Below are 20,734 nucleotides of genomic sequence, written 5' to 3'. Positions count from 1 at the left end.
CGGCCGTCGGTGTCCCGTGTTTCGATACACCGAGTGAGCCGCCTGTGAGTGCCCCCGCCCGTCCCGCCGCGAGCCCCCGCGGCACGTTCCTGCCCGGCCTGAGGATCCTCGCGCGCGGCGCCCGCGAGGAGCCGCGCCCCTTCGCGTGGGCGGTCTTCGGCAGCGTCGTCTACGGCGTCGGGACCGCCGGCAGCGGCTGGATGGTCGGGCGCGTGACCGAGGGCGTCGTCGTGCCCGCCCTCACCCCCGGCGGCCCGGAGGTGACCGCTGCCGACGTCTGGCTCGCGGGCGGCACCCTGCTCGCCATCACGGTGGTCACCGTGGTCGGCGTGCTCCTGCGCCGCATCTTCGCCGGCGCCACCATGTACGGCCTGCAGGCCCGCTACCGGCGCGCCCTGGCGCGCCGCTACCTCGACCTGCCGCTGAGCTGGCACCACTCCCACCCCGCCGGCCGGCTGCTGGCCACCGCCGCCTCCGACGTCGAGGCGACCTGGCAGGCCATGGCCGTGCTCCCGTTCGCGCTCGGCGTCGTCGTCCTCATCGGGGTGGCGGGCGCGGCGATGGTGGCGGCCGACCCGGTGCTGGGCGGCATCGGGCTGGTGGTCGTGCCCGCGCTCGTGGTGGCCAACGCCGCCTACTCGCGGGCGATGTCGCCCCGGGTGCGCCGCGTGCAGCGCCTGCGCGGGGAGGTCTCCGCCGTCGCGCACGAGAGCTTCGAGGGCGCGCTGGTGGTCAAGACCCTCGGCCTGGCCGACGGTGAGGTGGAGCGCTTCTCCCGCCAGGCCGGGCGCCTGCGCGACGCCAACGTGGCCGCCGGGCGCACCCGCGGCGCCTTCGACCCCGTCATCGAGGCGCTGCCGCAGCTGGGGACGCTGCTGGTGCTGGCCGTCGGCGCGGCGCGCGCCGCGGGCGGCTCGGCGGACGTCGGCGACATCGTCCAGGTCGCCTACATGCTCAGCCTGCTGGCCTTCCCCGTGCGCGCCATCGGCTGGACCCTGGCCGAGCTGCCGCGCACCGTGGCCGGTGACGCGCGCCTGCAGTCCGTGCTGCGCGAGAGCGCCACGACGCCGTGGGGCCGGCAGCGGGCCGCGCGCAGCGCCACCCCCGCCGCGCCCGCGACGCGCGGCCTGGAGCACCACCACCCGGTGCCCGTCCCCGACCCGACCGACGCCGAGGACGAGCAGGACGCGCAGGACGACGGCGGGCGCGGCGGCGCAGCGGCCGCTGCGCCCGCCGCCCGCGCCCCGCGCCCCGTGCTGTCCGGGGTCGACCTCGACCTCGCGGCCGGCACCACGACGGCGCTGGTCGGCGGCACGGGGTCGGGCAAGTCGACGCTGGCCGGCCTGCTCGTGCGCCTGGTCGACCCCACGTCAGGGCAGGTGCTGCTCGACGGCCTGGACGTGCGCGACCTCGCCGAGGGCGAGCTCGCGGGCGTGGCCTCGCTGGTGCCGCAGTCGACCTTCGTCTTCGACGACACGGTGCGCGGCAACGTCGCGCTCGGCCTGGACGTCGGCGACGAGGAGGTGTGGGACGCGCTGCGCCTCGCGCAGGCCGAGGGCTTCGTCGCCTCCCTGCCGGACGGGCTCGACACGCGGGTGGGGGAGCGCGGCGCGTCGCTGTCCGGCGGCCAGCGCCAGCGCCTGGCCCTCGCGCGGGCCCTGGTGCGCCGGCCCCGCCTGCTGGTGCTCGACGACGCGACCTCCGCGCTGGACCCCGCCGTCGAGCGGGCCGTGCTCGACGGGCTCGGCGCCTCCTTCGACGGCGGCACGGGCACCACGGTGGTGGTGGTCGCCTCGCGCCCGGCGACCATCGCCCTGGCCGACGAGGTGGTCCACCTCGAGCGCGGCCGCGTCGTCGACAGGGGCACAGCCGCCGAGCTCCTCGAGCGCGACGAGGGCTACCGCGAGCTGGTCTCCGCCTACGCCCGGGCGGCGCGCGAGCGCGCCGCCGCCAGCGAGGGGAGCGCCGCGTGAGCACCGCAGCCCCCAGCCGCAGCGCCGCCACCGGCGCCGACGCCGCTCCGCCGCCGGCCCCCCGGCCCCGCGGGGTGGTGGCGCGCGCCCGCGAGCTCGCCCCCGAGGTCGCCCAGGGCCTCGGCCTGACGCTGGTCTTCGCGAGCATCACCACGCTGGGGCGGATCGTCGTCCCGGTCGCGGTGCAGCAGACCATCGACTCCGGCGTCCGGGCGCCGGGGGGCGTCGACGCCGGGCGCGTCGCGCTCATCACCGCGGCCGCCGCCGTCGTCGTCCTGCTGACCATGGCCACCTCGTGGCTGGTGAACTACCGGCTCTTCCGCGCCACCGAGGCGGGCCTGGCGAGCCTGCGCACCCGCGCCTTCGCCCACGTGCACCGCCTGGCGGTGCTCACCCAGAGCGGGGAGCGGCGCGGGTCGCTCGTCAGCCGGGTCACCTCCGACGTCGACACGATCTCCACGTTCCTGCAGACCGGCATGGTGGTGCTGGTCCTCGCCGTGGGGCAGCTGGTGCTCGCCACGGTGCTGATGTTCGTCTACTCCTGGCAGCTGGCGCTGCTGGTGCTGGCGTGCTTCGTGCCCGTGCTCGTCTTCCGCGGGCGCCTGCAGCGCCCCGTCACCCGCGCCTACCAGCAGGTGCGGCTGCGCATGGGCGAGCTGCTCGGCGCGGTCTCGGAGACCGTGGTGGGCGCCGACGTCATCCGCGCCCACGCCGCCGCCGCGCGCAGCTGGCGCTCGGTCGACGCCGCGGTGGAGGCACACCGCCAGCAGGCGGTCAGGGCCCAGGTCGCCACCGCCGCGACGTTCTCGGTGGGCGTCTTCGTCTCCGGGCTCGTGCTGGCCCTGGTCGTGGTGGCCGGCACCCTGCTCGGCGTCGACGGCGACATCACCCTCGGGCGGCTGCTGGCGTTCCTGTTCATCATCGGCCTGTTCGTCATGCCGGTGCAGGCCGCCACCGAGGTCCTCAACGAGCTGCAGAACGCCCTGGCCGGGTGGCACCGGGTGGTCGAGCTCATCGACACCCCCGTCGTGGTGCCCGACCCCTCGCCGGCCGACGCCGCGGCGCTGCCGCCCGGGCCGGTCGAGGTGCGCCTGGAGGGCGTCGGCTACACCTACCCCGGCACCTCCCGGCAGGTGCTCGCCGGCGTCGACCTCGTGCTGCCGGCCGGCTCGCGCATCGCCGTGGTGGGGGAGACCGGCTCGGGCAAGACGACGCTGGCGCGCCTGGTCACGCGCCTGGTCGACCCCGACGCCGGGCGGGTGCTGCTGTCCGGCGTCGACGCGCGCCGCGTGCCGGAGGCCTCCCTGCACCGGCGCGTGGTCGCCGTGCCGCAGGAGGGCTTCCTCTTCGACACCACGGTCGGTGACAACATCCGCCTCGGGCGGCCCGGCGCCACCGACGGGGACGTGCGCGCCGCCCTCGACGAGCTCGGGCTCGGGCGGTGGCTGGAGCAGCTGCCCGACGGGCTCGGCACGCCCGTGGGCCAGCGCGGGGAGCGGCTCAGCGCAGGGGAGCGCCAGCTGGTCGCGCTGGCGCGGGCGCACCTGGCCGACCCCGACCTGCTCGTGCTCGACGAGGCGACCTCCTCAGTCGACCCGGCCACCGAGGTGCGGCTGCAGCGGGCGCTGGAGCACGTCCTCAGCGGGCGGACGTCGGTGGCGATCGCCCACCGGCTCTCCACGGCCGAGGCCGCCGACGTCGTGGTCGTCGTCGACGCCGGTCGGGTGGTCGAGGTCGGGCCGGCCGCGCAGCTGGCGCACGCCGGCGGGCCGTACTCGCGCCTGCACGCCGCCTGGACCGCCCAGCACGTCTGACCGGTCGGCCGCCGGGCGTCCTCAGCCGAGCGCCCCGTTGCGGGTCCGGGTGCCTCCGGGACCGCAGCCGAGCGCCTGCTTGCGCTTCCGGTGGGGTGAGGACGCGCAGCCGAGCACCCGGCTGCTGTTCGTGCCCCCTCCGGGACCGCAGCCGGTCGCCCGGTTGCGGTCCCGGAGGCGTCAGGTCAGGCCGGGCGCTTCTTCGGGGCGCTCGCGGCGGTCAGCGCCGGGTCGCTGGCCACCACGTCGCCGAGCAGCTCGTCGACCTTGGCCATCACCTCGGCGGGCAGGCGCACCCCGGAGGCCTTGACGTTGTCGGTCACCTGCTCCGGGCGGGAGGCGCCGATGATGGCGGAGGCGACGTTGTCGTTCTGCAGCACCCAGGCCACCGCGAGCGCCGCCATCGACAGGCCCAGGTCGGCGGCCACGGGCTTGAGCTCCTGGACGGCGGCGAGCACGTCGTCGCGCATCCACCGGGAGATCATCTGCGCGCCGCCCTTGGTGTCGGTGGCGCGGCTGCCCTCCGGGGGCTGCTGGCCGGGCAGGTACTTGCCGGTCAGCACGCCCTGGGCGACGGGGGAGAAGACGATCTGCGACAGGCCCAGCTCCCGCGAGGTCGGCACGACCTGCCCCTCGATGACGCGGTAGAGCGCGGAGTACTGCGGCTGGTTGGAGACCAGGCGGAAGCCCGCCTGCTGCGCGAGCGCCTGGCCGGCGCGGATCTGGTCGGCGGTCCACTCCGAGACGCCGATGTAGAGCGCCTTGCCGGAGGCGACGACGTCGGCGAACGCCGAGATGGTCTCCTCCAGCGGGGTCTCGGTGTCGTAGCGATGCGCCTGGTAGAGGTCGACGTAGTCCATCTGCAGGCGCTCGAGGCTGTTGTCGATGCTCTCGAGGACGTGCTTGCGGGACAGCCCGACGTCGTTCTTCCCGCCGGGGCCGACCGGCCAGTAGACCTTGGTGAAGACCTCCAGCGACTCGCGCCGCTCGCCCTTGAGCGCCTCGCCGAGCACCTCCTCGGCAGCACCGTTGGCGTAGACGTCGGCGGTGTCGAAGGTGCTGATGCCCGCGTCGAGCGCCGCGCGCACGCACCGCGTCGCGACGTCGTTCTCGACCTGCGAGCCGTGCGTCAGCCAGTTGCCGTAGGTGATCTCCGAGATCTTGAGACCGCTGCGTCCGAGCTTCCTGAACTCCATGCGTCCATCCAACCCCGCATCCTGTGACGCCGCTCACCCGCCCCGGACGCCGCCGGGCGCCGCCGTCACCGCTGGGCGCGGGCCAGTGCCGTGGGCAGGGCCTCGAGGAGCGCGTCCACGTCGGCCTCCGTCGAGCTCCACCCCAGCGTCGCCCGCACGGACGTGCGCGCGGCGTCCTCGGACAGCCCCATCGCGAGCAGCACGTGCGAGGCGTCGTCGCTGTCCGCCGAGCACGCCGACCCCGACGAGCACGCCACCCCCGCCAGGTCCAGCTCGGCCAGCACCAGCTCACCGGACAGCCCCGGCAGCACGAAGGACGCGTGCCCCGGCAGCCGGCCGGCACCGGGCGCGGCGCCCGTGAGCGAGACGTCGACGCCGGCCGCGGCCCCGGCCCGCAGCACCCCGGCCACGAGCCGGTCTCGCAGCCCGGCGAGCCGGGCCACCTCGTGCTCCCGGCGCGCCGCCGCTCCCGCCAGCGCCGTCGCCAGGCCGACCGCGGAGGCCACGTCCACGGTGCCCGACCTCCGGCCGCGCTCCTGCCCGCCGCCCAGCGCGAGCGGCTCCAGCGGGGTGCCGGACCTCACGGCCAGCAGCCCGGAGCCGCGCAGCCCGCCCAGCTTGTGCGCCGAGACGCTCACCGCCGCCACGCCCCCGGCCGAGGACCCCAGCGCCCACAGCCCGGGCAGGTCCAGCACCCCGGCGCTCTGGACGGCGTCGACGTGCAGCGCCACCCCGCGCTGCGCGCACAGCTCGGCCACCCCACCGGGCCCGGCGAGGGGCTGCACGGTGCCCACCTCGTTGTTCGCGTGCATCACCGAGACGAGCGCCGTCCGCTCGGTGACCACCTCGGCCAGGGCCGCCACGTCCACGCGGCCCTCGCCGTCGACCCCGACGACGTCGACGCGCCAGCCGCGCCGCTCCAGCTCGCGCGCCGGCTCCAGGACCGCCGCGTGCTCGACGGCGGTGGTGACCAGGTGGCGCTCCCGGCCGCGCGAGGCCACCACCGCGGGGGCGACCCCCAGCACGGCGAGCCCGTCGGCCTCCGTCCCGCCGGAGGTGAAGACCACCTCGCCGGGCCGGCAGCCCAGGGCGGCCGCCGCCGCGGCGCGCGCCCGCTCCAGGCCGTCCCGGGCCTGCTGCCCGGGGGTGTGGACCGACGCGGGGTTGGCGGTGACCTGCACGAGGTAGGGCCAGACCGCCTCGAGCACCTCCCGCGTGGGCGGGGAGGTGGCGGCGTGGTCGAGGTAGTGCGTCATCGGTCGGTCGTCCTGGTCGTGGTGTCAGCCGGTGCGGGTGCGGACCGGCGCCACCTCGGCGTCGTCCCCGACGTCCAGGCCGACGTCCAGCGCGGTGGAGGCCTGCGTGAGCCCGCCCACCGACACGAGGTCGACCCCCGTCGAGGCGATGGCCCCGATGGTCTCGCGCCGCACCCCGCCGCTGGCCTCGACGACCACCCGCCCGCCGCTGGCCCGCTCGTGCTCGCGCACCGCGGTGACGCCCGCGCGCAGGTCCTCCAGGGAGAAGTTGTCGAGCAGCACCCCGTCGACGCCGGCGGCCAGCACGGCCGGCAGCTGGTCGAGCCTGTCGACCTCGACCTCCACGAACGTCGTGTGCGGCACCCGCGCCCGCACGGCGGCGAGCGCGGCCGTCACGCCGGCGCCGACCAGCGCCAGGTGGTTGTCCTTGACGAGCACCGCGTCGGACAGCGACCAGCGGTGGTTGCCCCCGCCGCCGCAGCGCACCGCGTGCCGCTCCAGCGCCCGCAGGCCGGGGGTGGTCTTGCGGGTGTCGACCACGCGGGCCCGCGCGCCGGCGGCCGCGACGAGGGCGACGTGCTCGGCCGTGGCCGTCGCCACGCCGGACAGGTGCTGCACGAGGTTGAGCGCCACGCGCTCGGCGCGCAGCACCGCCAGGGCGCTGCCGGCCGCGCGGGCGAGCACCTGCCCCGGCGCGATGCGGTCACCGTCCTGCGCCAGGACCTCGACGACGACGGCGCCGGGGCCGCCCTGGGCGCCCACCAGGCGCGAGGCCTGCGCGAGGGCCTCGGCGAACGCGCCGACCCCGGCGAGCACGCCCTCCTGGCGGGCGCGGAGCACGGCGGTCGTGGTCACCGACGGGTCCAGCAGCGACTCGCTGGTCACGTCCCCCCACGGCGCGTCCTCGGCCAGGGCCCTGGCGACGACGTCGGCCAGCGCCCCCGCGACCGAGCCGGCCGACCCGGCCGAGCCGGCCGCCGCGCTCACGCGCCACCGCCGGGCGCGGCGCGCAGCAGCACGTGCCGGGCCGGCTCCCGGCGCCCGGGGTGGTCGGTGCGGGCGTGCGCGCCGCGGCTCTCCTCGCGGGCGAGCGCTCCGGCGGCCAGCAGGGCGGCGACGTCGGTCAGCGCGCCCTCCTCGGCGTCGGCGCCCTCACGGGTCACCGCAGCCCCGGCGAGGGTCTTGGTGAGCAGCTCCAGCCCGCCGCGGTCGCGCAGCAGCCCGGCGTGCTCCCACACCAGCTCCCGCAGCTCCGCGCGGGGCAGCACCCCCTGCGGCAGCTCGACCTCGACCTCCGCGTCGTCGGCGCTGGTCGCAGCCCTGGTGACGTCCGCCGCCGCGGCGCCGAGGAGGGCCGCCGCCGCCCGCGCCCCGAAGACGGCGCCCTCCAGCAGCGAGTTCGAGGCCAGGCGGTTCGCGCCGTGGACGCCGGTGGAGGCGACCTCGCCCACCGCCCACAGCCCCGGCAGCGTGGTGCGCCCGTCCAGGTCGGTGAGCACCCCGCCCATGGCGTAGTGCGCGGCGGGGGTGACGGGCACCGGCTCGCGGGTCCAGTCCAGCCCGGCGGCGCGCGTGAGGGCGTCGATGCCGGGGAAGCGCGTCCGCAGCCCCTGCACGCCGGTGGCGTCCAGGAGCACGGGAGCGCCGCCCTGGGCGGCCATGGCGGCCGCGCAGGCGCGGGCGACCACGTCGCGCGGCGCGAGCTCGTCGGTGAACCGGCGCCCGGTGGCGTCGAGCAGCACGGCGCCCTCGCCGCGCACGGCCTCGGAGACGAGGAAGGTGCGCCCGTCGCGCCCGGTGCCCGCCGTGGGGTGGAACTGGACCATCTCGACGTCGCGGGCCACCGCCCCGGCGCGCACGGCGGCTGCGAGCCCGTCTCCGGTGGCGACCGGCGGCGCGGTGGTGTGCGCGAAGGCCTGCGCGTGCCCGCCGGTGGCCAGGACGACGGCGCGGGCCCGCACGAGCAGGCCCTCCCCGCCCGGGCCGCGCAGCCGGGCACCGGTCACGGCGGTGCCCGGACCGCCCTGGGTGACGAGCTCGACGAGGGCCGTCCGCTCCAGCAGCGCCGCCCGAGAGGCACGCACCGCGGCGCCGAGGGCCCGCGCGACGTGCGCTCCGGTGGTGTCGCCGCCCGCGTGCACGACCCGCGGCCGGGAGTGCGCCGCTTCCAGGCCGCGCGCGCGGCTGCCGTCACGGCGGCGGTCGAGCACCAGGCCGCGGCGCTCGAGGGCCACGACGGCCTCCCCTCCCGACTCGCAGAGGACCGCCACCGCGGCTGGCACGCACAGCCCGTCGCCGGCGGCGAGGGTGTCGGCGACGTGCAGCGCCACGGCATCGCTGCCGGCGGCCTCGTCGAGCGGGGGCCGGTCGTCGGTGAGCACCGCGGCGATGCCGCCCTGCGCCCACGCCGTCGCCCCGTCGCCGAGCGCCGCCTTCGTCGCCACCGCCACGCGCGCGCCGGGGGCCAGCCGCAGCACCTCCAGCGCCGCGGTCAGCCCGGCGACGCCGGACCCGAGCACGAGCACGTCGACGTCGAGGCGCTGCTCGCCGACGGGCCCGGTCGCCGCGCCCGTCGTCGTCGGGGTCCAGGTGGTCACGGGACGACCGCCAGCATCCGCTCCAGCGCCGTGCGGGCGTGCGCGGCGGCGTCGTCGTCGACCACCACGCGGTTCACCACGGGGCCGAGCTCGGCCTCGGGCGCCCCGGCCGCCAGCGCGGCCTCGCGCTCGACGAGCGACTCCAGCACCCACGCGAGGTAGCCCGGGTGGATGCGGTACATCGTCGAGCAGGGGCAGATCACCGGGTCCAGGCAGGTGATGGTCTTGTCCGGGTGGGCGTCGGCGAGGCGGCGCACGAGGTTGACCTCGGTGCCGATCGCCAGGGTGGCGCCCGCCGGAGCGGCCTCGACGGCCCTGATGATGAACTCGGTCGAGCCGGCCTGGTCCGCGGCGTCGACGACGTCCTGCGGGCACTCGGGGTGCACCACCACGTGCACGGACGGGTCGGCGGCGCGGGCGGCGTCGATCTGCGCGGTCGTGAAGCGCTGGTGCACCGAGCACCAGCCGCGCCACAGCAGCACGCGCGCGTCGACGAGGGCCTGCGCGCTGTTGCCGCCGAGCGGCTTGCGCGGGTCCCACAGAGGCATGAGGCCGGCCGGCACGCCCATGGCCGCCGCGGTGTTGCGGCCCAGGTGCTGGTCGGGCACGAAGAGCACCCGGCGGCCGCGCGCGAACGCCCACTCCAGCACGGCGGTGGCGTTGGAGGAGGTGCAGACGATGCCGCCGCGGGACCCGCAGAACGCCTTGATGGCGGCGGAGGAGTTCATGTAGGTGACGGGCACCACCTCCACCAGGCCGTCCTCGCCGGGGACGTCCAGGGGGCGGCCGATCGCTGCCTCGAGCTGGTCCCAGCAGTCCTGGACGGCGTCGAGGTCGGCCATGTCGGCCATCGAGCAGCCGGCGGCGAGGTTGGGCAGCACCACGGCCTGGTCGGGCCGGGTCAGCAGGTCGGCGGTCTCGGCCATGAAGTGCACGCCGCAGAAGACGACGTAGCGCGCCTCCGGCCGCTCCAGGCTCCGGCGGGCCAGGAGGAAGGAGTCTCCGGTGATGTCCGCGTGCGCGATGACCTCGTCGCGCTGGTAGTGGTGGCCGAGGACGACGACGGCGCTGCCGAGCGCCTCCTTGGCGGCGCGGATGCGCGCGTGCACCTCGTCGGCCCCCATGCGGCGGTAGCGCTCGGGGATCTGCTGCTGCACCGGCGTGTGCGCGGGGGCGGTGTCGACCACCGAGGCGCCCGGCCCGTACTCGGGGGCCGGCGCGGGCAGGCCGGGGAGGGCGTCCAGGGCGAACGGCTCGGCGGCCAGCCGGGCGTCGCAGGAGCTCACGGCGGGGGAGCCGCCGGCGGGGGCCGACCGGCCGAGGGTGACGGCGACGGAGACCATGTCTGTCCTCTTCCTGTTCCTGCGGTGCGGGTCCGGGCTCAGCCGAGCTCGGGGCGGGACTGCCAGGGCGGGTAGCCGCCGGTCGCGCCGCCGGGGGGCAGGACGGCGCGGTAGAGGCGGGCTGGGCGGTGCGCGGCGCCGGAGCGGACCTCGTCGGTGGCCTCCACGGCTCCCGAGGCCGCCACGCTGCGGCGGAAGTTGGCGGGGTCGAGGGTCTTGCCGAGCACGGCCTCGTGGACCCCGCGCAGCTCGGCGAGGGTGAAGGTGGGGCCCAGGAAGTGCTGGGCGATGGCGGCGTAGCCGACCTTGGTCCGCAGCCGCCACAGGGCGTAGTCGACGATCTCGGCGTGGTCGAAGGCGAGGTCGCCGACGGTCTCGGGCAGCCGGTCGGCCGGGGCCCAGCGGACGTTCTCGCCCACCTCGACGGCCGCGGCCTCGGGGGCGCGCACCAGCGCGGTGTAGACCACGGAGACCACGCGCCCGGTGGGGGAGCGGTGCGGGGCGCCGAAGGTGTAGAGCTGCTCGAGGTAGCTCGGGCGCAGCCCCGTGGTCTCGGCCAGGGTGCGGCGGGCGGCGGAGCTGAGGCGCTCGTCGGGGCTCACCCAGCCGCCGGGCAGGGCCCAGCGGCCGTCGAAGGGCTGGCGGGTGCGGCGCACGAGCGGCAGGCGCAGCTGCGGGCGCTCGTCACCGCAGCCCGCGGCGGTGCCCGGCAGCAGGGCCAGGATGACGGTCGAGACGGCGAGGTCCAGCGACGCGCCCATCCGCGCACTCCCGTCCCTCGTGCCGCCGGCCCCGTGCCGGCTCGATCAGGTCAGCGCGACACTAACACCACTTCGGGTCGTCCCGACAAGAAGTCACCCTCCGACCGCCTGTGGTCAGGAGGGGGATCGTGCCGGCACCCCCTGACCACGGGAGGGGAGGGTCAGGGACGGACCGCGCCCAGGGGCACGAGCAGCTCCGCCCGGATGGCGCCGCCGGTCAGCTCGCGCACCCGGTCCAGGAAGGCCGCCGTCGCCCGCCGCGCCTCGTGGGCCGCGTGGCCGCCCTCGGCGTACTCCTCGAAGAACACCCTGGCCAGCGGCTCGCCCTCCACCGCGTGGACGACGTAGGTGAGCGTGCCCGGCTCGTCGGCCGCGAAGCCCGGCAGCACGTCGGCCACGAGCGCGTCGAAGGCCGCCAGCGCCGTCGCGTCGGGCAGGTCGAACCGCACGGCGATGGCCCGCGCCGGCGAGGCCGCGGCGTCCCGCGCCAGGGCGTCGCGCAGCACGACCTCGTGGTCGAAGGCCAGGCGCTCGCCGGCGGCCCGCTCCCCGTCGTCCTGTCCGGCGGCGGGCAGCACGTCGGCCACCGGCACCCAGGACGCCTCGGCGGCGTCGTCCCCGCCCGTCACGGCGGCCGCGGGGCCGTCCTCGGGCAGCCGCACCCACCAGGCGCTGGAGACCACCCGGCCGCGCGGGTCGCGCCCGGGGACGCCGTAGACGCCCAGCTGGTGCAGCGCCACGTCGGCCAGGTCCAGCCCGGTCTCCTCGGCCAGCTCGCGCAGGGCGGCCACCTGCGGGTCCTCGTCGGCCTCCACGAAGCCGCCCGGCAGCGCCCAGCTGCCCGCGAACGGCTCCGAGCCCCGGCGCACCAGCAGCACCCGCTCCACCCCGGCGGTGCGGTGCAGGGCCACGACGTCCGCGGTCAGCGCGGCGTTGGGACGGGCTGTCGGCATCTCGCTCACCCGCGCCAGCCTGGCACCGCCCCGGCGCGGCGTCGCGCTGGCGCGAACGGGTGCACCGCGCCGGCAGTGGTGGCGCAGCGTGCTCGAGTGACTGCACCCTGTGAGGACGAAGCGCTGGAGCGAGACCGCTCGCGCGGGCGGGAGGAGGCGGCGGTGCTGTGGACCACCCGCGAGCAGGTGCTCGCCGCCCGCCGCAGCACGCCCTGGTACCAGCTGGAGGCGCTCGCCCGCAGCCGCGACGCGGTGACCCGCCTGCGGGTGGCCAGGAACCCCTCCGCGCAGGGCGACGCCCTGGTCCTGCTCGCGCGCGACGCCGACCCCGAGGTCCGCGAGCAGGTAGCACGGCGCACCGACCCGTCGGCCGCGGTGCTCACCCGGCTGGGTGCGGACGCCAGTGCCGCGGTGCGCGCCGCCGTCGCCCGCAACCCCGCCACCCCCGGGGAGGTGCTGCGCGCCCTGGCCGAGGACCCCCACCACGGCGTGCGCTTCGCCGTGCAGGCGAGCCAGCGCCAGCGCCTGCGCGCCGCCGGGGAGCAGGCCGGCGCGCCGCGGGGCGCCGACCCCGACGCCCTGGCCGCCACCGCCTGATGCGCCCGACCCCCGCGCTGCGCGCGGCTGGGATGATGCACGCGTGAGCAGCACGACCAGCGGTGAGCAGACCACCGGCTCCCCCCTCGACCCCGCCCTCGCCGCCCTGCTGAAGCGCGACGCCGCCGGCCTGGTGGCCGCGGTGGTGCAGGCCCACGACACCCGCGAGGTGCTCATGGTCGGGTGGATGGACGACGAGGCGCTGCACCGCACGCTCACCACCGGCCGCAGCTGGTTCTGGAGCCGCAGCCGCGAGCAGTACTGGCGCAAGGGGGACACCTCCGGTGCCGTCCAGCGCGTGCGGACCGTCAGCCTCGACTGCGACGGCGACGCCGTGCTCGTCACCGTCGACCAGACCGGCGGCGCCTGCCACACCGGCGACCGGACCTGCTTCGACGCGCGGCCCCTGCTCACCGACGAGGCGGCCCCGTGACCGCCGCGACGACGCCGGCGCCCACCCCCGACCTCACCACCGGCACCACCTGGCCCGACCTGCCGGCCTTCCGGCAGCTGGCCCGCGACCGGCGCGTCATCCCCGTGGTGCGCCGCCTGCTCGCCGACGCCGAGACCCCCGTCGGCGTCTACCGCAAGCTCGCGGGGGCCGAGCCCGGCACCTTCCTCCTGGAGTCCGCCGACCACGGCGGGGTGTGGTCGCGCTACTCCATCGTCGGCGCCAGGTCGGCGGCCGTGCTCACCGAGAAGGACGGCGAGGCGCACTGGCTGGGCACGCCGCCGGCCGGCGTCCCGACCGGCGGGGACCCCCTCGTCGCCGTCCGGGAGACCCTGGCCGCGCTGCGCACGCCCCGCCTCCCCGGCCTGCCCCCGCTGACCGGCGGCCTGGTCGGGGTGCTCGGCTGGGACGTCGTGCGCCGCTGGGAGCGGCTGCCCAGCCCGCCGCGCGCGCAGGGCACCGAGCCCCCCGAGCTGGCGCTGTGCCTGGCCACCGACCTGGCGGTGGTCGACCACGCGGACTCCTCGGTGCTGCTGGTGGCCAACGCCGTCAACCTCGACGGCAGCGACGAGCGCGTCGACGAGGCCTGGGCCGACGCCGTCGCGCGCCTGGACGCCATGGCCGCGAAGCTCGCCGAGCCGGCGCCCTCGACCGTCTCCACCCTGGACCCGGAGGCCGCCGCCGGGGCGGCCGCCGCCCCGCCGCGCCGCACGTCCACCGCCGCGCAGTACGAGGCGGCGGTCGAGGCGGCCAAGGCCGCCATCCGCGACGGCGAGGTCTTCCAGGTGGTCCCCTCCCAGACCTTCGAGGTCGACTGCCCCGCCGACGCCCTGGACGTCTACCGGGCGCTGCGGGCCACCAACCCCAGCCCGTACATGTACCTGTTCCGGTTCGCCGACGCCGACGGCGCCCGCTACGACGTGGTCGGCTCCAGCCCGGAGTCCCTCGTCAAGGTCGAGGGCGGGCGGGCGATGACGCACCCCATCGCCGGCACCCGCCCCCGCGGCGCCACCCCCGAGGAGGACACGGCGCTGGCCGCCGACCTGCTCGACGACGCCAAGGAGCGCGCCGAGCACCTCATGCTCGTCGACCTGGCCCGCAACGACCTCGCCCGCGTGTGCCGCCCGGGCACGGTCGAGGTGGTCGAGTTCATGGAGGTGTGGCGCTACAGCCACGTCATGCACCTCGTGAGCACGGTCACCGGCGAGGTCCGCGAGGGCAGGACGGCGTTCGACGTCCTGCAGTCCACCTTCCCCGCCGGCACGCTGTCGGGGGCGCCCAAGCCCCGGGCGCTGGCGCTCATCGACGCCCTCGAGCCGGTGCGCCGCGGTCTGTACGGGGGCACCGCCGGCTACTTCGACGTCGCCGGCGACCTCGACATGGCCATCACCATCCGCAGCGCCGTCCTGCGCGACGGCGTCGCGCGGGTGCAGGCGGGCGCGGGCGTCGTCGCCGACTCGGTGCCCGCCAGCGAGGAGGCCGAGACCCGCGCCAAGGCCGCCGCCGTGCTGGCCGCGGTGGCCCGCGCCAGCGCGCTGCGCCCGCTGTCCGGTGCCTGAGCCCGACCTGCCGGGGCACGGCCCCGGCGACCGGCCCGGCGACCGGCCCGGCGACCCGCCGCGCGGCCGGTCCCGCGGTCGGCGGCGCGGTCGCGCGCCGGTGGTGCTGCTCGGCCTGGTCGCCGGCGCCCTGCTGCTGGTGGCCAGCACCCAGCCGTGGGTGCTGGCGGCGCTGCCGGTGGGCCCCGGGGGCAGCGCCGCGGAGCTGGCGGTGAGCGGCCGCGACTCCGCTGCCGCCGTGCCCGCGGTCGGCGTGGTCGCCGTCGCGGGGGCGCTGGCCCTCTCCACCCTGCGCGGGGCGGGACGCGTCGCCGCCGGTGCGCTCCTGGTGCTCGCGGGCCTGGCGGCGGCGGCGGCCGCGGTGGTGCTGGTCTCCGACCCCCTCGGTGCCGCCGTGCCCGCGGCGCGAGCGGCCACGGGGGTCGGCGAGGTCGACGGGGCGCGCACCACCGCGTGGCCGTTCCTGGCGCTCGTGCCCGCGCTGGGCGTCCTGGCCAGCGGTGCGCTCGCCCTGGTCCGGGGGCGCTCGTGGGGCAGCTCGGAGCGCTTCGAGGCGCCCACCTCCGCGGCCGGACCCGGGGGGCCGGCGCGCGCGTCCGGCCCCGTGGCGCCGAGCCGTGCGGGTCTGTGGGACGGGCTGAGCCGCGGGGAGGACCCGACGGCGGGCCCAGGGGACCCCGACGGGGACTCCGAGGCGCAGCAGGGCGGCGGTCCCGGCGACCGGCCCGGCGACCGGCCCGGCGACCTGGCCGGTGGCGGTCGGGGCGACGCCCACCGGCCCGACCGGGCAGAATGACCGCTGACGTCCCGACCCGGGGCCGCAGCCACCTGGAGCAGCGCCCGCCCGCAGCCTGAGGAGCGAGATGAGCACCGACGCCGACAGCAACCCGATCATCCAGCAGCGCCGCGAGGAGGTCGAGGGCCACATCGACCACGGCCACTCCGTCGCCGGCTGGACCGGCGCCGCGCTGGGGCTGCTCGGCTCGGCCGTCGCGGGCGTGGCCGTCATCCTCGCGCTGGTGTGGCTGTTCTGGGTGGGGATCGTCGTCATGCTCCTGGGGCTGCCGGTCGGCTGGGCCCTGGGACGCGCGGGCAAGGGGCAGAAGCAGCACCCGCAGCAGCACGGCAAGCCCACGCCGGTGCGCTGAGGCGCCTGCTCGACCCCCTCACGGCTCAGGCCCGGCCGCCGGCTCCGCGCTGGCGGCCGGGCCTGAGCCGTGGGAGGAGCGGCGCTCAGCTGGTCTGGACGCCGAGCTGCTCCTCCAGGCACTGCTGGTAGCCGGCCTGGTCCTGGCTCTCCAGGAAGGTGTTGCAGTTGGCCGCGCGGCTGCCGATGAAGCCGAAGAAGACGATGGCGATGACGCTGAGCACCACCGCCAGCAGCCCCAGCACGATGCCCGTGATGGCCATGCCGCGGTTGGTGGCCAGGCCGCGCTTGGCCCGGCGGCTGCCGATGACGCCCAGGACGATGGCGACGAGCCCCAGCAGGCCTCCGATGACGAAGAAGCCGGACAGCAGGGCGAGGATGCCGAGGATCAGCGCGGCGAGCCCGACGCCGTTGCGCGGCGCGGGCCTGTCGTAGCCGCCCTGCCCGGGGTAGGCCGGGTAGCCGCCCTGCGCGCCGCGCCCGTCGCCGTGGGGAGCGGGCTGCTGGTAGCCCTGCGGGTGGCCCTGGCCCTGGTCGCGGTACTGGTCCTGGGGCGGCCCGGCGGGGTACCCCTGTCCGGAGGGGCCGGAGGGCGCCGACTGCTGCCAGGAGGGCTGCTGGGAGCCCCCCGACGCGGGGCTCGAGCCGGTGCGCGGCGGCTGGTCCGACGTGCCGTAGGGGTCCTGCGTGCTCATGGGGCCTCCTGGTCCGTGTCTGCTCCGCCGGCGAGCGGGTCCTGCGGCAACGGTAGCGATCTTGCGGCGCCGCGCCTGTCGATCAGCACCCGGGCGGGTGCGAGCCGCTGGTGGGAGACCGGACCGGGGGCCCGCGGGCGACGACTACCCTGGCCCCGTGAGCGTTCTGGAGGACATCCTCGCCGGCGTCCGGGAGGACCTGGCCGAGCGCCAGGCCGCCACGTCGCTGGACGAGCTGAAGGAGGCCGCCCGCCGGGCCCCCTCGGCGCGCAGCGCCCTGGAGGCGCTGCGGCCCGGCGGCGACGACCGGGGCCAGGTGACCGTCATCGCCGAGGTCAAGCGGTCCAGCCCCAGCAGGGGGGCCCTGGCCGCCATCGAGGACCCCGCCGCGCTGGCCAGGGAGTACGAGGCGGGCGGGGCCAGCGCGATCAGCGTGCTGACCGAGCGCCGCCGCTTCGGCGGCAGCCTGGACGACCTGCGCGCCGTGCGCGCTGCCGTCGACGTCCCGGTGCTGCGCAAGGACTTCGTCGTCTCCAGCTACCAGGTCTGGGAGGCCCGGGCGGCCGGCGCCGACCTGGTGCTGCTCATCGTGGCCGCCCTCGAGCAGGAGGCCCTGGTATCCCTGGTGGAGCGGGTGCACTCCCTGGGCATGTGCGCGCTGGTCGAGGCGCACGACGAGGCCGAGGTCGACCGCGCCGTGGCCGCGGGCGCCCAGCTCGTCGGCGTCAACGCGCGCGACCTGAAGACCCTCGAGGTCGACCCGGCCACCTTCGCCCGGTGCGCCCACCGCATCCCCGACTCCGTCGTGAGCGTCGCCGAGTCCGGCGTCCGCTCCGCCCACGACGTGGTCGAGCACGCCCGCGCCGGCGTCGACGCCGTGCTGGTGGGCGAGGCGCTGGTGACCGGCCGCGACCCCCGCTCCGCGGTGGCCGACCTCGTCGCCGCCGGGTCCCACCCGTCGCTGCGCGCGGTCTCGCGCAGCGGCAAGCCGTGAGCGCCGCCGTGACGCCGTCCCCGTCCTCGCCGACCTCGTCGGCCAGCGCGGCGCTGGACGAGCAGCCGCTGTTCCAGCGCGTCGGCCAGCGCGGGCCCTACTTCGGGGAGTTCGGCGGCCGCTTCGTGCCCGAGGCGCTCATCGCCGCCCTCGACGAGCTCGACGCGGAGTACTCCCGCGCCGCCGCCGACCCGGCGTTCGCCGCCGAGCTGGACCGGCTGCAGCGGGAGTACACCGGGCGGCCGAGCATCCTCACCGAGGTGCCGCGCTTCGCCGAGCACGCCGGCGGGGCCCGGGTGCTGCTCAAGCGCGAGGACCTCAACCACACCGGGTCGCACAAGATCAACAATGTGCTGGGCCAGGCCCTGCTGACGGTCCGCATGGGCAAGAAGAGGGTCATCGCCGAGACCGGCGCCGGCCAGCACGGCGTGGCCACGGCCACCGCCGCCGCGCTCATGGGCCTGGAGTGCACGGTCTACATGGGCGAGGTCGACACCCGCCGCCAGGCCCTCAACGTGGCCCGCATGCGCCTGCTCGGCGCCGAGGTCGTGCCCGTCAGCACGGGCACCGCCACGCTCAAGGACGCCCTCAACGAGGCCTTCCGCGACTGGGTCGCGCACGTCGACGACACCCACTACGTGCTCGGCACGGTGGCCGGCCCGCACCCGTTCCCGGCGATGGTGCGCGACTTCCACCGCACCATCGGCGTGGAGGCCCGCGCCCAGGTGCTCGAGCGGGTCGGGCGGCTGCCCGACGTCGTCGCGGCCTGCGTGGGCGGCGGCTCCAACGCCATCGGCATCTTCCACGCCTTCCTCGACGACCCCGAGGTCCGGCTGCTGGGCCTGGAGGCCGCCGGCGACGGCGTCGAGACCGGCCGCCACGCCGCCTCCATCACCGGCGGGGTCTCCGGCGTGCTGCACGGCGCCCGCTCCATGGTGCTGCAGGACGAGGACGGCCAGACCCTGGACAGCCACTCCATCTCCGCCGGCCTGGACTACCCCGGCGTGGGCCCCGAGCACGCCCACCTGGCCGCCACCGGCCGCGCCCGCTACGAGCCGGTCACCGACGCCGAGGCCATGGAGGCGTTCCGCCTCCTGTGCCGCACCGAGGGCATCATCCCCGCCATCGAGACCGCCCACGCCCTGGCCGGCGCCCTGCGCGCCGGCCGCGAGCTGGGACCCGGCGGCGTGGTGCTGGTGAACCTCTCCGGCCGCGGCGACAAGGACGTCGACACCGCCGCCCGCTACTTCGGGCTCGTCAGCGACGCCGACCTGGTCGCCTCCGAGGCCGAGCGCGTGGCAGGCCCCGTGGAGGAGACGGAGGCGACCGGCTGGTGAGCACCACCGACGCCCCGCAGACCGCCGGGCTGAGCAGCGCCTCCGCGCTGGACGCCGCCCGAGCCGCCGGCCGCTCGGCGCTGGTCGGCTACCTGCCCGCCGGCTTCCCCGACCGGACCACCAGCGTCGACGCGCTGCGCGCGTCGGTGGCGGCCGGGCTCGACGTCGTCGAGCTGGGCCTGCCCTACTCCGACCCCGTCATGGACGGGCCGGTCATCCAGGAGGCCGCCGAGGCGGCCCTGCGCGGCGGCACGCGCATCCGCCACGTGCTCGAGTCCGTCGAGCAGCTCAGCTCGGCCCCCGACGGGGAGCGCGCCCCCGTCCTGGTCATGAGCTACTGGGCCCCGGTGCTGCGCTACGGCGTGGCCGCCTTCGCCCGCGACCTCGCCGCCGCCGGCGGGGCCGGCCTCATCACCCCCGACCTCGTGCCCGACGAGGCGGGGGAGTGGATCGCCGCCAGCGACTCCCACGGCCTGGAGCGCGTCTTCCTCGTCGCGCCGTCCTCCACGCCCGCGCGGCTGGCCTCCACCGCCGCGGCCTGCCGCGGGTGGACCTACGCGGCCTCCACGATGGGCGTCACCGGCGCCCGCGCCTCGGTCGGCTCGGCGGCGGAGGGCCTCGTGGCCGCCTCCCGCGCCGCCGGCGCCGAGCGCGTCTGCGTCGGCCTGGGCGTCTCCACCGGGGAGCAGGCCGCCGAGGTCGGCGCCTACGCGGACGGCGTCATCGTCGGCTCCGCGCTGGTGCGGGCCCTGTCCGACGACGGCGTGACGGGCCTGGAGCGCGCCGTGCGCGGCCTGGCCGCCGGCGTCGCCGCCTCCCGCCGGTGACCGGCGTGCTGACCGGCGTGCTCAGCCCGGTGCTCGCAGCGGGGGCCGGGTCCGGGGTCCTCGCCTCCATCCCGAGCCCCGCGCAGGGCGTGTGGCACCTGGGCCCGGTGCCGCTGCGCGCCTACGCCTTCTGCATCCTGGCCGGCATCGCCCTGGCCGTGTGGGTGACGGACCGGCGCTGGCGCGCCCGCGGCGGCCTGCCCGGCCAGGTGGCCGACATCGCGCTGTGGGCGGTGCCGTTCGGGATCGTCGGCGGGCGGCTCTACCACGTGGTCTCCTCCCCGCAGGCCTACTTCGGCGAGGGCGGCGACCCCGTCGCCGCCCTGTACGTGTGGAACGGCGGCCTGGGCATCTGGGGCGCGGTCGCCCTGGGCGCCGTCGGCGCCTGGATCGGGTGCCGCGCCGTGGGCGCCCGCTTCTCCTCCTACGCCGACGCCCTGGCCCCGGGGCTGCTGCTCGCCCAGGCCGTCGGCAGGTTCGGCAACTGGTTCAACCAGGAGCTCTACGGCCGGCCCACCACCCTGCCGTGGGCGCTCGAGATCGACCCCGAGCACCGGGAGCCGGGCTACGAGGACGTCGCCACCTACCACCCGACGTTCCTGTACGAGGCGCTGTGGAACGTCGGTGCCGCCGGCGTGCTGGTCTGGGCGCAGCGGCGGTTCCGGCTCGGCCACGGGCGGGTCTTCCTCGGCTACGTCGTCCTGTACGTCCTCGGCCGGGTGTGGATCGAGGCCCTGCGCATCGACCCCGCGGAGCAGGTTCTGGGGCTGCGCCTCAACATCTGGACCTGCCTGGTCGTCGGCCTCGCGGCCGTGGTCGCCTTCGCGGTCAGCGCCCGCCGGCACCCCGGCGTGGAGGACTCGGTGCTGCTGCCCGGCCGGGCCGGGGAGTCTGGCGGCGAGCCCGGCGCGGAGGCCGGCGGCGAGGGCGGCACCGCCGTCACCACCGGCCCCGCGGCCGCCGGCTCCGGCCCGGACGGCCCCGGTGGCGCCGGGAGCGCCGCCCCTGACGGCGGCGACCGCGCCGACCGCGCGAGACCGTCCGGTGGGCGGGACGCCTAGTCTCGCGATGTGAGACGGGCGTCACCGCGCGGGCACCGGCGGCGTCCCCCCGCGGTGCTATCGTCGCCACCAGCGTGCCGGGCCAGCGCCGTCCCTGCTCGACGAGTTCAGCACCACCAGTCGACCAGCAGCACTGCCGCCAGCCCCGAGACCACCCCCGGCGGACCCCGCCC

The 20,734-nt window shown here is 77.4% G+C and carries 19 protein-coding genes; 11 read left to right on the top strand and 8 right to left on the bottom strand.

Annotation, left to right across the window (positions count from 1 at the left end; all coding sequences use genetic code 11):
• Nucleotides 1-44: 44 nt before the first annotated feature.
• A complete protein-coding gene (locus ACUN9U_RS06710) occupies nucleotides 45-1,973 on the top strand; it encodes an ABC transporter ATP-binding protein (protein WP_445484146.1) in 1,929 nt (642 codons plus the stop codon).
• Complete coding sequence (locus tag ACUN9U_RS06705) at nucleotides 1,970-3,787, top strand: ABC transporter ATP-binding protein (RefSeq protein ID WP_445484145.1); 1,818 nt, start codon at nucleotides 1,970-1,972, stop codon at nucleotides 3,785-3,787. Before ACUN9U_RS06710 ends, ACUN9U_RS06705 begins: the two co-directional genes overlap by 4 nt.
• A 185-nt stretch (nucleotides 3,788-3,972) precedes the next feature.
• Here ACUN9U_RS06705 and ACUN9U_RS06700 read toward each other — a convergent pair whose 3' ends face one another.
• The 7 genes from ACUN9U_RS06700 to ACUN9U_RS06670 all read right to left on the bottom strand — a co-directional run bounded on the left by ACUN9U_RS06700 (nucleotide 3,973) and on the right by ACUN9U_RS06670 (nucleotide 11,893).
• Nucleotides 3,973-4,983, bottom strand: coding sequence for an aldo/keto reductase family protein (locus ACUN9U_RS06700; RefSeq protein ID WP_445484144.1), 1,011 nt, complete (start codon nucleotides 4,981-4,983; stop codon nucleotides 3,973-3,975).
• 65 nt (nucleotides 4,984-5,048) lie between these two features.
• A complete protein-coding gene (locus tag ACUN9U_RS06695; RefSeq protein WP_445484143.1) occupies nucleotides 5,049-6,239 on the bottom strand; it encodes a cysteine desulfurase family protein in 1,191 nt (396 codons plus the stop codon).
• Nucleotides 6,240-6,263: 24 nt separating this feature from the next.
• Nucleotides 6,264-7,226: a carboxylating nicotinate-nucleotide diphosphorylase gene (nadC, locus tag ACUN9U_RS06690; RefSeq protein WP_445484142.1), complete on the bottom strand. Its 963-nt coding sequence runs from the start codon at nucleotides 7,224-7,226 to the stop codon at nucleotides 6,264-6,266.
• Nucleotides 7,223-8,836: an L-aspartate oxidase gene (locus tag ACUN9U_RS06685; RefSeq protein WP_445484141.1), complete on the bottom strand. Its 1,614-nt coding sequence runs from the start codon at nucleotides 8,834-8,836 to the stop codon at nucleotides 7,223-7,225. Before ACUN9U_RS06685 ends, nadC begins: the two co-directional genes overlap by 4 nt.
• Nucleotides 8,833-10,179: a quinolinate synthase NadA gene (gene nadA / locus ACUN9U_RS06680; RefSeq protein ID WP_445484140.1), complete on the bottom strand. Its 1,347-nt coding sequence runs from the start codon at nucleotides 10,177-10,179 to the stop codon at nucleotides 8,833-8,835. Before nadA ends, ACUN9U_RS06685 begins: the two co-directional genes overlap by 4 nt.
• 38 nt (nucleotides 10,180-10,217) lie before the next feature.
• A complete protein-coding gene (locus ACUN9U_RS06675; RefSeq protein WP_445484139.1) occupies nucleotides 10,218-10,940 on the bottom strand; it encodes an NUDIX hydrolase in 723 nt (240 codons plus the stop codon).
• Nucleotides 10,941-11,101: 161 nt separating this feature from the next.
• Nucleotides 11,102-11,893 (bottom strand): NUDIX domain-containing protein, encoded by a 792-nt coding sequence (locus ACUN9U_RS06670; RefSeq protein ID WP_445484188.1) that lies wholly within the window; start codon nucleotides 11,891-11,893, stop codon nucleotides 11,102-11,104.
• A gap of 96 nt (nucleotides 11,894-11,989) precedes the next feature.
• On the opposite strand from ACUN9U_RS06670, the gene ACUN9U_RS06665 reads away from it, so the two are divergent.
• The 5 genes from ACUN9U_RS06665 to ACUN9U_RS06645 all read left to right on the top strand — a co-directional run bounded on the left by ACUN9U_RS06665 (nucleotide 11,990) and on the right by ACUN9U_RS06645 (nucleotide 15,648).
• Entirely contained in the window at nucleotides 11,990-12,490 is a 501-nt protein-coding gene (locus tag ACUN9U_RS06665) for a hypothetical protein (protein WP_445484138.1), read from the top strand.
• Nucleotides 12,491-12,533: 43 nt separating this feature from the next.
• Nucleotides 12,534-12,923, top strand: coding sequence for a phosphoribosyl-AMP cyclohydrolase (gene hisI / locus ACUN9U_RS06660; protein ID WP_445484137.1), 390 nt, complete (start codon nucleotides 12,534-12,536; stop codon nucleotides 12,921-12,923).
• On the top strand, nucleotides 12,920-14,500 hold the full coding sequence (locus ACUN9U_RS06655; RefSeq protein WP_445484136.1) for an anthranilate synthase component I: 1,581 nt from the start codon (nucleotides 12,920-12,922) through the stop codon (nucleotides 14,498-14,500). The genes hisI and ACUN9U_RS06655 overlap by 4 nt, the downstream gene beginning before the upstream one ends.
• Nucleotides 14,493-15,296 (top strand): Trp biosynthesis-associated membrane protein, encoded by an 804-nt coding sequence (locus tag ACUN9U_RS06650; RefSeq protein ID WP_445484135.1) that lies wholly within the window; start codon nucleotides 14,493-14,495, stop codon nucleotides 15,294-15,296. The genes ACUN9U_RS06655 and ACUN9U_RS06650 overlap by 8 nt, the downstream gene beginning before the upstream one ends.
• A 67-nt stretch (nucleotides 15,297-15,363) precedes the next feature.
• Complete coding sequence (locus tag ACUN9U_RS06645; protein ID WP_445484134.1) at nucleotides 15,364-15,648, top strand: HGxxPAAW family protein; 285 nt, start codon at nucleotides 15,364-15,366, stop codon at nucleotides 15,646-15,648.
• Nucleotides 15,649-15,733: 85 nt separating this feature from the next.
• Here the strand turns inward: ACUN9U_RS06645 and ACUN9U_RS06640 are convergent, their stop codons facing one another.
• Complete coding sequence (locus ACUN9U_RS06640; protein ID WP_445484133.1) at nucleotides 15,734-16,342, bottom strand: DUF4190 domain-containing protein; 609 nt, start codon at nucleotides 16,340-16,342, stop codon at nucleotides 15,734-15,736.
• Nucleotides 16,343-16,499: 157 nt separating this feature from the next.
• Between ACUN9U_RS06640 and trpC the strand changes: the two genes are divergently transcribed.
• The 4 genes from trpC to lgt are packed head-to-tail and all read left to right on the top strand — an operon-like array spanning nucleotide 16,500 to nucleotide 20,561.
• Entirely contained in the window at nucleotides 16,500-17,336 is an 837-nt protein-coding gene (trpC, locus tag ACUN9U_RS06635) for an indole-3-glycerol phosphate synthase TrpC (RefSeq protein ID WP_445484132.1), read from the top strand.
• A gap of 53 nt (nucleotides 17,337-17,389) precedes the next feature.
• Nucleotides 17,390-18,673: a tryptophan synthase subunit beta gene (trpB, locus tag ACUN9U_RS06630; RefSeq protein ID WP_445484187.1), complete on the top strand. Its 1,284-nt coding sequence runs from the start codon at nucleotides 17,390-17,392 to the stop codon at nucleotides 18,671-18,673.
• On the top strand, nucleotides 18,670-19,500 hold the full coding sequence (gene trpA / locus ACUN9U_RS06625; RefSeq protein ID WP_445484131.1) for a tryptophan synthase subunit alpha: 831 nt from the start codon (nucleotides 18,670-18,672) through the stop codon (nucleotides 19,498-19,500). The genes trpB and trpA overlap by 4 nt, the downstream gene beginning before the upstream one ends.
• 5 nt (nucleotides 19,501-19,505) lie before the next feature.
• Entirely contained in the window at nucleotides 19,506-20,561 is a 1,056-nt protein-coding gene (gene lgt, locus ACUN9U_RS06620; RefSeq protein WP_445484186.1) for a prolipoprotein diacylglyceryl transferase, read from the top strand.
• The last annotated feature ends 173 nt before the right edge of the window (nucleotides 20,562-20,734 follow it).

Source organism: Quadrisphaera sp. KR29 (genome assembly GCF_052644995.1).
Note: the sequence above shows the minus strand (reverse complement) of the source record. Positions and strands in the feature narration are given on the sequence as shown.

Coding starts and splice junctions, on each gene's coding strand:
- ACUN9U_RS06700 (WP_445484144.1), bottom strand. CDS start 4,983: ATGGAGTTCAGGAAGCTCGGACGCAGCGGTCTCAAGATCTCGGAGATC.
- ACUN9U_RS06695 (WP_445484143.1), bottom strand. CDS start 6,239: ATGACGCACTACCTCGACCACGCCGCCACCTCCCCGCCCACGCGGGAG.
- nadA (WP_445484140.1), bottom strand. CDS start 10,179: ATGGTCTCCGTCGCCGTCACCCTCGGCCGGTCGGCCCCCGCCGGCGGC.
- ACUN9U_RS06675 (WP_445484139.1), bottom strand. CDS start 10,940: ATGGGCGCGTCGCTGGACCTCGCCGTCTCGACCGTCATCCTGGCCCTG.
- ACUN9U_RS06670 (WP_445484188.1), bottom strand. CDS start 11,893: ATGCCGACAGCCCGTCCCAACGCCGCGCTGACCGCGGACGTCGTGGCC.
- ACUN9U_RS06645 (WP_445484134.1), top strand. CDS start 15,364: ATGAGCACCGACGCCGACAGCAACCCGATCATCCAGCAGCGCCGCGAG.
- ACUN9U_RS06640 (WP_445484133.1), bottom strand. CDS start 16,342: ATGAGCACGCAGGACCCCTACGGCACGTCGGACCAGCCGCCGCGCACC.